Raw genomic sequence first — 12,910 nt, forward strand, 5'->3', positions numbered from 1 at the left:
CGATTTGATATAAATAATATAAGGAGGAATATGATTTATCCTACTCCACCGTCACACTCTTCGCCAAATTCCTAGGCTTATCAACGTCATTCCCACGCGCCAACGACGCGTAGTAAGACAACAACTGCAAAGGAATGACAGACAACGCAGGCGTCAATACATCCAACGTTTTTGGAATAATGAACGTACTATCAACTGACTTCTGCAGCTCCGTCTCACCTTCCACAGCAATACCCAGCACGTTCGCGCCGCGCGCCTTCACTTCTTTAATATTGCTCACGGTTTTCTCCAGCAGCTCGTGTTGTGTTGCTAACGCGATCACCGGAATATCATCCTCGATCAACGCAAGCGTACCGTGCTTCAACTCACCCGCTGCATACGCCTCGGAGTGAATGTACGAGATCTCTTTCAACTTCAAGGAGCCTTCAAGCGCTACCGCATAATCCAAGCCTCTGCCGATAAAGAACAGATTATCATGCTTTGCCATCTCTTCAGCAACAACCTTCAAAGCTTCAGCTTGCTCTAGGATCTGGCTAACTTGCGCAGGCAATTCCTTCATCGCTGCAATCACTTCAGCAATTTCCTCAGGCGTTTGCGTGCCCAGTATTTGTGCTAGGTGCAAGCCCAAGAGGTAGAACGCGATCAATTGCGACGTGTACGCTTTCGTCGAAGCTACCGCAATTTCCGGTCCTGCCCATGTTGTAATGATATCGTTCGCCTCACGCGCAACGGAACTTCCTACAACATTCGTAATAGCCAACACATGTGCGCCACAACGTTTCGCCTCACGAAGTGCTGCCAACGTATCCGCCGTTTCACCGGATTGGCTTACGACAATCACAAGCGTATCCTTTGTGATAATCGGGGAACGATAACGATATTCAGACGCTACATCCGTTTCCACCGGAATACGCGCCATTTTCTCAATGATATACTTTCCAACCATACCAGCATGGAATGCTGTACCACACGCGACGATATGCACACGACTGATATTACGAATCGCCTCCGGCGTAATCGTAAGCTCATTCAACATCACACTCTTACCGTCAGGCGAAATACGACTTCCCATCGTATCGCGGTACGCCTTCGGTTGGTCATAGATTTCTTTCAACATGAAATGATCAAATCCGGCTTTTTCCGCCGTAACAATGTCCCAATCGACATGGAACATTTCCCTGGAAATAAAATTCCCCTCTAACGTCATTAATTCGACAGCATCACGCGTTAATAGCGCCATTTCGCCATCATTCAGAATGAACACGTTACGTGTATACTCTAGAATCGCTGGAATATCTGAACCAATGAAGTTCTCGCCTTCGCCAATCCCGATAATAAGCGGGCTAGCTTGACGCACAGCAACGAGGCGGTCTGGTTCGAACTCTGTCAAAACACCAAGCGCAAACGCTCCTGTCATGTGCTTCACGGCCTTCTGAACCGCTTTGAGGATATCGCCCTCGTACAAACTCGCGATCAAATGCGAAATAACCTCTGTATCCGTCTCCGATACGAAAACATGGCCTTTCGCGATCAACTCTTCTTTCAGCGTAATATAATTCTCAATAATCCCGTTATGCACAACGGAGAATTTCAAAGAATTATCGGTGTGTGGATGCGAATTCACGTCCGATGGCTTACCATGTGTCGCCCAACGTGTGTGCCCGATGCCAACGCTTCCGTTCAATGGCGTTTCATCCAGCTTCGACTCTAAGTTCGCAATACGGCCTTTAGCCTTCTTAATTTGCAATCCATCCGCCGTATACACCGCAACCCCAGCAGAATCATAGCCTCTGTACTCTAGCTTTTTGAGGCCTTCCAATAGAATCTCCTGAGAATTACGCTTTCCAATATAACCAACAATACCGCACATAGTTACAACCTCCAAATTTTTATAAGCCTCTTCTACAAGGGCTGTTTGTCAAGGATCTCAATTCACTATCAAACATAACTAAATAAAGCATTTATAAGGGCGATCATTACGTGTATATGTTAAAAAACATTAATAGATGTTGGATACTTGTCTGCCCGGTCGCCCGAACGATTTTGCTCTCCAACTTAACGGCACTCCTCGTGCCGGAAGGTCCCCGCCGAATGTTTCGAACACCTTCACCTCGTCAACTCACCGCGTAGTAGCAGCCGTTTGGCTACATTTCCGTCCCGCTTGCGAGTTCTGGCGCTATTTAGTACTAACAACCTCTGCCCTGCCTTTCCTTCTTGAGTAACTTCATCATATGCATTTTGACCCCGTAATGCAACTTGTTTTTGGCATGCCGGATCCCCCATCTCCCTATTTTCTAGCAAAATGAGGGACTAGCAACCTATGAAATTAGACTAATTGCTCTTGAATTACCTTCGCAATATCGTGAACGTATGCTTCCACTTGTTCCTTGTCTGGGCCTTCCGCCATAACACGAATCAAGGACTCTGTGCCTGAAGGACGAACCAACACGCGGCCGTTATCGCCAAGCTCATCTTCAACTTTACGGATCGCTTCTTCGATTACTGCATTGTCCTTCAACTTGCTTTTATCCGCTACACGGATGTTAACAAGCAATTGCGGGAATTTACGCATAATCCCTTTCAAATCGCTCAGCTTGCGCCCGGACTCAACTAGCGTATTTACCAATTGCAAAGCCGTTAGAATGCCATCACCTGTCGAGATGTAATCTAAGAAAATAACATGACCCGACTGCTCCCCGCCTAGGTTGTAGCCGCCTTTACGCATTTCTTCCATCACGTAGCGATCGCCTACAGCCGTTTGCAGAGCCTTCAAGCCCGCTTTTTCAATGCCTTTGAAAAAGCCAATATTCGCCATCACCGTCGTCACAATGGTGCCGTGGTTCAGCTTCCCTTTGCGATTCAGCGCATCGCCAAGGATACTCAAGATGAAGTCGCCGTCGACTTCATCGCCCTTCTCATCGATCGCGATCAGACGATCCGCATCGCCGTCAAAAGCCAGCCCGATGGCTGCGCCATGCTTAACCACCTCGGCGCGTAGCATCTCGGGGTGAGTGGATCCGCAATCATCGTTGATGTTGCGCCCATTCGGCTCCGCGCCGATGGTGATTACTTCCGCTCCGAGCTCGCGGAAAATCAAAGGCGCCAGCTCATAGGCTGAGCCATTCGCACAATCAAGAACAACCTTCACGCCCTCGAATGACTTCGATACCGTCTCCTTTAAGAACGCCAGATAAAGGTGCTTCGCATCTGGCTGATCCGAAACCGTACCGATCTCGCCGCCAACCGGGCGAGGAAGTTCATCCACCGCTGCATCGAGCAGCTGTTCAATCTCAAGCTCCGTCTCATCCAATAGCTTGAAGCCGTCGCCTCCAAAGAACTTAATCCCGTTATCTTCAACCGGATTATGGGAAGCGGAGATCATAACGCCTGCGTCTGCGCCTAGCTTTTTCGTCAAATAAGCAACCGCTGGCGTACTCACCACACCAATACGAATGACCTCAACACCAATCGATAACAATCCTGCTACAAGGGATGCTTCCAGCATTGGCCCCGAAATACGTGTATCTCTCCCGATCACGACTTTCGGATGTTTAGCCTGTCTTGTTAACACATAACCACCGCAGCGTCCTACCTTATAAGCCAATTCTGGTGTGAGTTCGCCATTCGCGACACCACGCACACCATCTGTACCAAAATATTTCCCCATTTTTGTATTCTCCTCTTTCTCTATTCCCCATTATGGCTTTGCTGCTTTAACATTTTTCTCGCTGATTTCTACGATCGCCTTCACTTCTTGCGGAAGTCCTAACTTCACGAAAGTAGGCAAATTTAAAGTTACTTTCAATTCATGCTTACCAGGTGGCAAATTACTAACATCTAGTATCGCTTGAATATCTTGAACTTTCAATTGATCAATAATGGCAGGAGCACCTTCTACCGTAATATTCAAGGTAGCCGAGGCTGGCTGCGTCACTTTGGTTTCGTAATTTTCATTTTGACCAATAATCGTAATCGGTATGTTCTCTACAGCTTTCGTGATTGAAGGCACAACCTCGACATGAACCGTGACCTTCGCAGGATCTAATTGTGTTACTTTATTCCTGAGAGGAATGTCCAGTGAAAAATCTTTCGTTTCCTTCACATCCTGCAGACTAAGCTGCGGCCCTTGATAGAATTCTAGGCGGTCTACGACATCTTGTGCGCCGTATACGGTCACCTTATCAGGGGTTTGCGTGATCATTGCGATAGCAAATCCTGCAGGAGGTTCACCGCTTACTTTGATCTGCAACGGAATGGTTTGGAACGGGCTTGTGATAGGCACCTCGACATCGACGACCGAAGGATTAATGTTAAGGGTTACTTCTTTGCCTTCCTTGTCAAAAGCCTGCAATCTGACCTGCTTCGTCACCGCTGATTGTGCTTTATCCACAGATACCTCGCCGCGGACATTCTCAATCTGATCGAGTTTACTCGTCTGTGCCGTAATGTACACCTTGCCTGGCTTCACAATAGGTTGTCCCGCTTTGAGGCCTGCTGCAGGCGTTCCTTTGACATTAATGACGACAGGTACTTCTTTCATCTGCAGCTCTTCAATCACGACGTGGACCGTTCTAGGAACGATCTCCACACCCACATCTGAAGGTATCCCTACCGGTGAAAGGGTAACCTGATGGTCGCCTTTGCCGACCTGCGTCAAATCCAATTGAATTTGATACGTATTGCTTGCCGTCACTTTCTTAACGGACGATTCCTTCCCTTTCAGAATCACCTGTACATTCGCGGGATTCATCGACGAGATGAAGTAGTGCGTTTCATCATATTTGGTTGTGATAGAGACATTATTAATCGTTTCCACTCGCTCACGAAGCGCTGTGTTCCCGGATATATTCGTTTCTTCCATATGGACGACTACCCATAGCAGTATCCCGACAACAAGCGCAACAATCCGTACCACGTTTGTATTACGTAACCATTTATCCATTCGAACGCCCTCCCCACCATTTCATGAAAGGGTTCTTTTCATTTGTTTTCGCTTTAGGCTTTAACTCTTCAAAAAGCTTAGAAATCAACGATTCCTCTTTAATATCCCGTACGATATGTCCGTTCATCGTTAGTGATATTTGACCAGTCTCTTCCGAAACAATCACACACATCGCATCCGAAACTTCACTCATACCGATCGCTGCACGATGCCGAGTCCCCAGTTCTTTCGAAATGAAAGGATTTTCAGACAGAGGCAAATAACAACCCGCGGCCATCAACTGCCCTTGCCGAATAATAACTGCGCCATCATGCAGAGGGGTATTTGGGATAAAAATATTAATTAACAGCTCTCCGCTGATTTTGCTCTCTATGGCAATACCGGATTCGACATAGTCGGTAAGTCCCGTATCTTTCTCAAACACAATCAAAGCTCCAATTTTACGTTTGGCCAAATAATTTGCAGCCCGAATCACTTCGCTGATTCTTTTATTCACATCTTGATCCTCTTCTGAAGAAGATCGACTCCCGAATATCTTACCTCGACCTAACTGCTCCAAGGCTCGTCTTAGCTCCGGTTGGAAAATAATAATAACCCCAAGCACCCCGAACGTAAAGGCTTGATTCACCATCCATTGCAGTGTACTTAACTGAAACCAAATACTAATGACCCAGGTAATGACGACCACCAGGATACCCTTCATCAGTTGAATAGCCCTTGTCCCACGCACCACTAGGATCAATTTATAAATCACATAGCTAACGATGAGTATATCGACAATATCCTTAGCCGAGATGCTCGTGAGCAAATCCATTGTATTCTCCCCCAGGCGACTAAACAAAGTTCTCTCTATATAGGAATCATAACATAAAGCTAAGTATACTTCTATTTATCTAGACTCATCGCGCGAGAATTGGTTCATTTTTCCTATGTAAAAAACGAAGAAAGCCCCCTATAGTCTCAGCTATAAGGGGACATTCCGTTATGGCGTGATTTTTCCTACGAATTCACCTAATTTGTACCAGACCCAGCTCAATGCTTCATCGACTTGTTTGACTTCTCCAGAAATGTGCGCCGTTGAGGCTAGGTTGACTGAACCATCGATCACGACGACATTCCCCGTTACATCGCCTTCAACCTTCAGTTCCCCGCGTTTGACCACAAGATCACCATTTACAGTATGTCCTTGCGGCACAATCACTGTATCCCCTTGAATAACGACATCCTGAAGGTTACTTCCCTGCACCATAAGATTCTGATCGTCATCCCACATCGATATGAAGCTTCCGAACATGACCGTTCCGAAAACCACAGCAACCGATACAGCAGGGTGTCTGCGAATCCAATCCGTCCAGGTATTCTTCTTTTTCATCGGTGGTAAGCCGCTCATAATCTGTGCAGTTAACGTATCAGGTACTTTAATGGAGGGCAGCATTCTAACCAAAGCATCCGTTTTCTCCAGCTGTTTGAAAGTGTTATGACACGCCTGACAGGCTATCAAATGTTCTTTCAAAGGTAGAGCATCCGTCTTTGGTAAATCAYCGTCGAGATATTCATGTATGAGCGGGAGGGCTTCTTTACAATTCACGTTACAGCCACCCCTTTCTTAGACTTTTGCATATTGTGATATACCATACGTTTTGATTTCAAATATGTTTCAGATTCGAACAGGATTTGTACTAACAACTTGTTCCTCCTGCTCCAGTCGTTTTCGTAAGTACTCCCGCCCCCTGTGGACACGCGTTTTGATCGTGGTGACGGGCATGTCGAGCACATCACTAATTTCCTGTAGTGACATATCGTGCAGATACCTGAGAATGACAACCGATTTATATTTCTCTGGCAGCGTCTCAATCGCTCGGTGAATCTGTGCCTGCGTTTCAGAGACCATCAGTTGTTTCTCTGGTGTATCCTCATCGCTAGGTAGCATCGCATAATAATCATTGCCTTCGCCATCTGTCATTTCAGCATCCAGCGAATACGTTTGCTTTCTTCGTCGCAGCTTATCAATACATAAGTTTGTCCCGATTCGAAAAATCCACGTCGAAAACTTCTGATTCTCATCATATCGATGTAAATTCGTATACACGCGCAAGAACGTTTCTTGCACGGCATCTTCGGCTTCTTGCTTGTTATTCAGCATGCGGTAAGCCAAATGAAAGATCTTGTCTTTATAGAGCTCCACGAGCTCTGCAAAAGCATTGCGATCCCCATTACTGGCCAGCTTAGCCAGTCGTGCTTCAACAAAGTTCAATTGGTTTTCCTCCGGCTTCTCGACAATTCAACAACCATTTATTGATATTAAAATTCCCTCTACTACTATATACGCAGAAATTACGATTTGTTTTCAGAAATTATAATTCCACCTAGAATCAGGGCCATGCCTCCCCATTGTAACCCCGAAATCGGTTCCCCAATGAGTAAATAAGCCGCAAGAATAGCCACTGGAAGCTCTACAGATCCAAGCATGGCTGCAAGTGCACTTCCGATCTTGGGAATTCCGATATTAAATGAAACGGTCGGTACAACCTGGCCTAGGAACCCGAGCAGCAACCCCCATAGCAACAGCATACCACCATTGTCATGAACAAAAACCGTCGGCGGATACAAAACGTATATAATCGGCAGCGCAGCCGTCAGCATGATCGCAGAATTCATGAGCGGAGGCAGTGAACTTTCGACTTGTCCCGTGAAAAACAGAAAAACACTATACGCTAACGCAGAGATAAGTCCATATAGTATACCCAGAATACTGAGCTCTCCCCAGTTGGTATCAAACACATTCACCGCAAGAATCGTCCCTGCCAGAATTAGCGCAATCGCAATCCCTTCCATGCGTTTAGGCAATCTCCGTTTCACGATACAATCCATAGCAATCGTCATCCACGTAAATTGAAAGAGAAGAATAATGCATAAGGAAGCATCTAACTCTTGCAGCGCAATATTATACACGACCGTCGTTAACGACAGTCCAAAAATACCAATCAACCCCAACTTGATCCAAGGACCTCTAAACGGATTTACCCACGACTTTTTGTGAAAAAGAATCAATACCCATACGAATACGGTCCCCATCGTCATCTGAGCAGGTGTAATTTGTCCATCTGTGAAACCTTGATCATAGGCCATTTTAATATATGAAGAAAGCAAGCCGTAGCTTGAAGCCCCAATAAGGACAAGGACTATTGCCAACCATCGCCCCATGCTGCCGCGCCCCCCTGACTTGGGCAATTCCCGTAAATTACAGGAAAAGCCGAGCTGCCTGCATTGCTGCAAGCCCCCGACTTTATCATCCTGGTGATTTCTTATGTTGTCGTAAGGATCAGCCCGTATTCCGAAGTCCCGCGGCAATCCCGTTGATTGTAAGTAGTACTTCACGAAGCAGAATCGCATCGTCTTCATTGTTTTCTCTCAGTGCACGCAGCTCAGTAAGCAACTCAACCTGCATGTAACTAAGCGGATCCACGTATGGGTTACGTAATTTGATGGATTCTTGAATGACAGGAACATTATCCAGAATCTCTTGCTGACCTGTAATTTGCAAAATAATCGAGGACGTCAACTCATACTCGTCTTTGATCAGATTGAAAATACGCTCTGCAATCGCGGACTCCTTCACCAAGCTGCCGTATTCCTTCGCGATGAGAAGATCTGCTTTCGCTAATGCCATTTGCAGATTATCAATCATTGTGCGGAAGAATGACCAATCCTCATACATCTCTTTGAGAACCGCTAGGTTGCTTTCATTGCCTTGAGCAAAGCTTTGCAAGCCTGTGCCCGCTGCATACCATGCTGGTAGCAGGTATCTTGTTTGCGTCCATGAGAATACCCACGGAATCGCACGCAAATCTTCGAACTTATCGCTATTTTTACGCTTAGATGGACGGGAACCGATATTCAGCTCGCCAATTTCCGGTAGCGGTGTAGATTCTTTGAAGAACGTTAAGAAGTCTTCGTCTCTGAAAATAAGATCTTGATACTTCGTCTGTGCTTGCTCCGAAATACCACGCATAATGTTTTCCCACTTATCTTCAAGCGGGTGTCTTTGTGGAGAACGGGACAGCTTCGATGCTGTGATCAAAGCAAATGTTGCCTGCTCCAAACTACGGTAAGCAATCCCTTGCAGGGAATAACGGGAAGATAGAACTTCACCTTGCTCCGTAATCTTGATGCCGCCACCAAGCGTTTCAACCGGTTGAGCTAGAATGCTTCGGTTAAGTGGCATGCCGCCGCGTCCGAGTGCACCACCACGTCCATGGAAGAACTTCAACTTCACGCCGAATTTCTTCGCCGCTTCTGTGATATCTTGAAGCGCCATACGCAGCTCCCAGTTCGCTGTAATCACACCGCCGTCTTTATTACTGTCGGAATAGCCCAGCATAATTTCGTGCATCTGTGTTTCAGGATCAAGGCTATCTCGGTATGCAGGGATCGCTAACAATGTGCTCATGATACCAGGCGCCGCGTGCAGGTCGTCAATCGTTTCAAAAAGCGGAACAGACTGAACAGTACTCGTAACGGTTCCATCGCTCTCTCTGCGGTATAGGCCCGCCTCTTTGGCAAACACAACAACCTCAAGCATGTCACTTGCACCTTGCGTCATCGAAATCAAGTAACTATTAATACAATTACGTCCGAATTCCTTCTGCGCTTTACCTACTGTGCGATACACATCTAGGCATTCTTTCGTACCATCCGTGTAATCCAAGTACGTAGACGTGATAGGACGTGGATCATTCAAAACATTCGTGAGCAGTGAAATTTTCTCATCTTCCGAAAGCTTGCTATAATCCGGCGTAATACCCATCTTCGCCAAAATTTCCGTCATCGCATTCTCATGCTCTTTACTATGCTGTCTGATATCTAGAGCAGCTAAGTGGAAACCAAACAACTCAACTTGGCGTATTAACTTCTTAATATATTTATCAGCCACATAGTCTGCAAAATGCGCACGTAAACTAGTTTCCATAACTTGCAAATCTTGAATAAACTCTTCAGGGCTATTGTACTTCTGTGCAGCAGGAACATTCGCATTGCCCGTATTATGAATCTTATCGATCATATAAGTTGTCTTGATGCGGTATGGTTCTTTCTCATTGCGCCATACATCCTGAACATTCCCCATCGCTTCACGATCACATTGGATCGAATCGATTAGAGCTTCGCTCACATTCACAATGTTCTTGCTAAAGCTCATGTGTGCTAAAGATTCTCTTAGGATTTCCTCATACTTCTGCAAAGCCAACTGGCGGTGTAGACCAAGCGTCTCCCATGTCACATTCGCTCTAACAGATGGATTTCCGTCACGGTCTCCGCCGATCCAAGATCCAAATTTCAAGAAAGACGGTACATGCCATTTGTCTTCTGGGTAGTATTTATTTAGACAACGCTCAAGCTCATGGTACACTTCTGGCAATACATCGAATAACGTCTCGTCAAAATAATACAAACCGTTACGCACTTCGTCGATTACCGTTGGTTTACGATCACGCAGCTCATCGGTTTGCCACAAGTTAAGCACTTCACCCAACAACTTCTCACGCAATTGTTCACGCTCACGGTACGTTAAGTTAGGGTTGTCCAGCTTCATCATATCGTCAGAGATGCGTAGATTAATATCAAGCACTGCACGACGCATAGCTTCCGTTGGATGAGCCGTCATTACGAGCTCTAGAGAGATCGCTTTAAGTATTTCTTGTACCTCGGAATAAGGAACATTCGTATTCTTAAGCTCTTGTACGATGCTTTCAATCGAACCTGGTTGTACAGATTCCCCTGATGAGCGCTCGTAGTCACGTTTACGGCGAATCCGATGGTTTTGTTCAGCAATATTAACTAGTTGGAAGTATATAGCAAAAGCGCGTATCACTTGATGGCGAATTTCCGGATCTAGTGAAGATATCGTTTTCTTAAACTCATCATAGATCTCAATGACATAGTGTGCTCTTAACGACTTGCTCATTTCGCGAATTCGTTCAACGACATCCAGCAGATCATTGCCGCCTTGATGTACAAGAACTTCGCCTAGTATGTGTCCAAGAAACCGAATATCTCTACGCAGCAGGTTATTCGTACTTTGTTTTTGTTGGACGATCTCACTCTCTACCATGACTCTCCACCCCATCTATTCACTATGATGCATTAATGCTTCTCTCTGCAAAAGCTAGTCGCTATAAAAACTCATTTCAGAATATTTTACCACAATCTGTCCGCTACACATAGTATTAAAATAAAAATACCGTACGTTTTTCGGTGGTAATAAATGTATTGATAAGATTCTGTGCTGCATTGATTTGTATTATTTCCTAATTAGAAGGAGTTAGACGCTATATTGGGATAAAAGAAAAAGCCACCCGAAGGTGGCTCTTTCTTGGTAAGCKGGCGGCKGGAATACTCCAAATCCGGATTTAAATTGCTTCCTACGGAAGCCACTGGCGGTATATTTGGACGCTCGTCCTATTTGGGTTGTTTCATAGATGATTATACGGACGGTCGAACCCTTGGTTCAATTCCCTTGATAAAAGAAAAAGCCACCCGGAGGCGGCTCTTTCTTGGTAAGCGGGCGGCGGGAATCGAACCCGCGCGATCAGCTTGGAAGGCTGAAGTTCTACCATTAAACTACGCCCGCGTAGTTTAAGAAATGATCGGGACGACACGATTTGAACATGCGACCCCCTGCTCCCAAAGCAGGTGCTCTACCAAGCTGAGCTACGTCCCGATACGTTTATAACTTATAATGAAGAATGGCGCGCCCTGAGAGATTCGAACTCCCGACCTTTTGATTCGTAGTCAAATACTCTATCCAGCTGAGCTAAGGGCGCATAAAACTTTGGAGCGGAAGACGGGGATCGAACCCGCGACCCTCGCCTTGGCAAGGCGATGCTCTACCGCTGAGCCACTTCCGCAGGGTACCTCAATTGTATGAATACAAGTGAGGATTTAATGCGCGTAGAGGGACTTGAACCCCCACGGTCACCCGCTAGATCCTAAGTCTAGTGCGTCTGCCAATTCCGCCATACGCGCATGTTGTAAATAAGGCAAATGGTGAGTCATGTAGGATTCGAACCTACGACACCCTGATTAAAAGTCAGGTGCTCTACCAACTGAGCTAATGACTCATGTGTTGTAAAAAAAAATGGCTGGGGATCAAGGATTTGAACCTTGGCATGACGGAGTCAAAGTCCGTTGCCTTACCGCTTGGCTAATCCCCAATAATAACATGCCGTCGAGAGGACTTGAACCCCCAACCTACTGATTACAAGTCAGTTGCTCTACCAGTTGAGCTACAACGGCATATAAAGTTAATGGTGGAGGCTGACGGGATCGAACCGCCGACCCTCTGCTTGTAAGGCAGATGCTCTCCCAGCTGAGCTAAGCCTCCATGGGAAATGAAAAAAGGTGACCCGTAGGGGACTCGAACCCCTGTTACCTCCGTGAAAGGGAGGTGTCTTAACCACTTGACCAACGGGCCTTACTTAAAAAATTACTGGAGCTTCCAACCGGAATCGAACCGGTGACCTCATCCTTACCATGGATGCACTCTACCGACTGAGCTATGGAAGCAATGGCTCCCCGAACAGGACTCGAACCTGTGACAACTCGATTAACAGTCGAGTGCTCTACCAACTGAGCTATCAGGGAACAATGCTTGGCAACGTTCTACTCTCCCAGAACCCTGCGGTTCAAGTACCATCGACGCTGGAGGGCTTAACGGTCGTGTTCGAGATGGGAACGCGTGGGTCCCCTCCGCCATCATCACCAAACAGTCAAAGCGTTTGTTTGCGCCTTGAAAACTAGATACGAAACKYAACGTAAAGTATTACTTAGGAATTTTGGTTAAGCCCTCGACCGATTAGTATTCGTCAGCTGCATACGTTGCCGCACTTCCACCTCGAACCTATCAACCTCGTCGTCTACAAGGGGTCTTACATACTGGGAAATCTCATCTTGAGGGGGGCTTCGCGCTTA

8 protein-coding genes, 12 tRNA genes and 2 rRNA genes are annotated in these 12,910 nt (G+C 46.3%); all 22 read right to left on the reverse strand.

What is annotated here, in order from left to right:
* Positions 1–40: 40 nt before the first annotated feature.
* Complete coding sequence (gene glmS, locus AB4114_RS28410) at positions 41–1,870, reverse strand: glutamine--fructose-6-phosphate transaminase (isomerizing) (protein ID WP_441991491.1); 1,830 nt, start codon at positions 1,868–1,870, stop codon at positions 41–43.
* A gap of 456 nt (positions 1,871–2,326) precedes the next feature.
* Positions 2,327–3,667 (reverse strand): phosphoglucosamine mutase, encoded by a 1,341-nt coding sequence (gene glmM, locus AB4114_RS28415; RefSeq protein ID WP_441991492.1) that lies wholly within the window; start codon positions 3,665–3,667, stop codon positions 2,327–2,329.
* A gap of 30 nt (positions 3,668–3,697) precedes the next feature.
* Positions 3,698–4,942: a CdaR family protein gene (locus tag AB4114_RS28420; protein WP_441991493.1), complete on the reverse strand. Its 1,245-nt coding sequence runs from the start codon at positions 4,940–4,942 to the stop codon at positions 3,698–3,700.
* Positions 4,935–5,756 carry a diadenylate cyclase CdaA gene (cdaA, locus tag AB4114_RS28425; protein WP_173119988.1) on the reverse strand — a complete coding sequence of 274 codons (822 nt, stop codon included), beginning with the start codon at positions 5,754–5,756 and terminating at the stop codon, positions 4,935–4,937. The genes AB4114_RS28420 and cdaA overlap by 8 nt, the downstream gene beginning before the upstream one ends.
* A gap of 168 nt (positions 5,757–5,924) precedes the next feature.
* A complete protein-coding gene (locus AB4114_RS28430; RefSeq protein ID WP_441991494.1) occupies positions 5,925–6,530 on the reverse strand; it encodes a zf-HC2 domain-containing protein in 606 nt (201 codons plus the stop codon).
* 69 nt (positions 6,531–6,599) lie between these two features.
* Positions 6,600–7,196 (reverse strand): RNA polymerase sigma factor SigW, encoded by a 597-nt coding sequence (gene sigW, locus AB4114_RS28435; protein ID WP_441991495.1) that lies wholly within the window; start codon positions 7,194–7,196, stop codon positions 6,600–6,602.
* Positions 7,197–7,276: 80 nt separating this feature from the next.
* Positions 7,277–8,146, reverse strand: a complete 870-nt coding sequence (locus AB4114_RS28440; RefSeq protein WP_441991496.1) for a DMT family transporter — start codon at positions 8,144–8,146, stop codon at positions 7,277–7,279.
* Between the two features lie 118 nt (positions 8,147–8,264).
* Positions 8,265–11,051: a phosphoenolpyruvate carboxylase gene (gene ppc / locus AB4114_RS28445; protein ID WP_441991497.1), complete on the reverse strand. Its 2,787-nt coding sequence runs from the start codon at positions 11,049–11,051 to the stop codon at positions 8,265–8,267.
* Positions 11,052–11,499: 448 nt separating this feature from the next.
* A tRNA-Gly gene (locus tag AB4114_RS28450) sits at positions 11,500–11,570 on the reverse strand.
* 16 nt (positions 11,571–11,586) lie between these two features.
* Positions 11,587–11,660, reverse strand: a tRNA-Pro gene (locus AB4114_RS28455).
* 26 nt (positions 11,661–11,686) lie between these two features.
* Positions 11,687–11,763, reverse strand: a tRNA-Arg gene (locus tag AB4114_RS28460).
* 9 nt (positions 11,764–11,772) lie between these two features.
* Positions 11,773–11,847, reverse strand: a tRNA-Gly gene (locus AB4114_RS28465).
* Positions 11,848–11,885: 38 nt separating this feature from the next.
* A tRNA-Leu gene (locus AB4114_RS28470) sits at positions 11,886–11,965 on the reverse strand.
* Positions 11,966–11,984: 19 nt separating this feature from the next.
* Positions 11,985–12,060, reverse strand: a tRNA-Lys gene (locus tag AB4114_RS28475).
* A gap of 18 nt (positions 12,061–12,078) precedes the next feature.
* A tRNA-Gln gene (locus AB4114_RS28480) sits at positions 12,079–12,153 on the reverse strand.
* 9 nt (positions 12,154–12,162) lie between these two features.
* A tRNA-Thr gene (locus AB4114_RS28485) sits at positions 12,163–12,235 on the reverse strand.
* A 12-nt stretch (positions 12,236–12,247) separates the two neighbouring features.
* Positions 12,248–12,323: transfer RNA gene (locus tag AB4114_RS28490), tRNA-Val, on the reverse strand.
* Positions 12,324–12,341: 18 nt separating this feature from the next.
* Positions 12,342–12,413: transfer RNA gene (locus tag AB4114_RS28495), tRNA-Glu, on the reverse strand.
* A gap of 16 nt (positions 12,414–12,429) precedes the next feature.
* Positions 12,430–12,505 (reverse strand) — tRNA-Thr (locus AB4114_RS28500).
* Between the two features lie 2 nt (positions 12,506–12,507).
* Positions 12,508–12,583, reverse strand: a tRNA-Asn gene (locus tag AB4114_RS28505).
* Positions 12,584–12,588: 5 nt separating this feature from the next.
* Positions 12,589–12,705: ribosomal RNA gene (gene rrf / locus AB4114_RS28510) — 5S ribosomal RNA — on the reverse strand.
* A 69-nt stretch (positions 12,706–12,774) separates the two neighbouring features.
* Positions 12,775–12,910: ribosomal RNA gene (locus tag AB4114_RS28515) — 23S ribosomal RNA — on the reverse strand; the annotation flags it as partial.

Origin of the sequence: Paenibacillus sp. 2RAB27 (genome assembly GCF_052115445.1) — a bacterium.
In the GTDB taxonomy this organism is placed as follows: domain Bacteria; phylum Bacillota; class Bacilli; order Paenibacillales; family NBRC-103111; genus Paenibacillus_E.

Coding starts and splice junctions, on each gene's coding strand:
- glmS (WP_441991491.1), bottom strand. CDS start 1,870: ATGTGCGGTATTGTTGGTTATATTGGAAAGCGTAATTCTCAGGAGATT.
- glmM (WP_441991492.1), bottom strand. CDS start 3,667: ATGGGGAAATATTTTGGTACAGATGGTGTGCGTGGTGTCGCGAATGGC.
- AB4114_RS28420 (WP_441991493.1), bottom strand. CDS start 4,942: ATGGATAAATGGTTACGTAATACAAACGTGGTACGGATTGTTGCGCTT.
- cdaA (WP_173119988.1), bottom strand. CDS start 5,756: ATGGATTTGCTCACGAGCATCTCGGCTAAGGATATTGTCGATATACTC.
- AB4114_RS28440 (WP_441991496.1), bottom strand. CDS start 8,146: ATGGGGCGATGGTTGGCAATAGTCCTTGTCCTTATTGGGGCTTCAAGC.
- ppc (WP_441991497.1), bottom strand. CDS start 11,051: ATGGTAGAGAGTGAGATCGTCCAACAAAAACAAAGTACGAATAACCTG.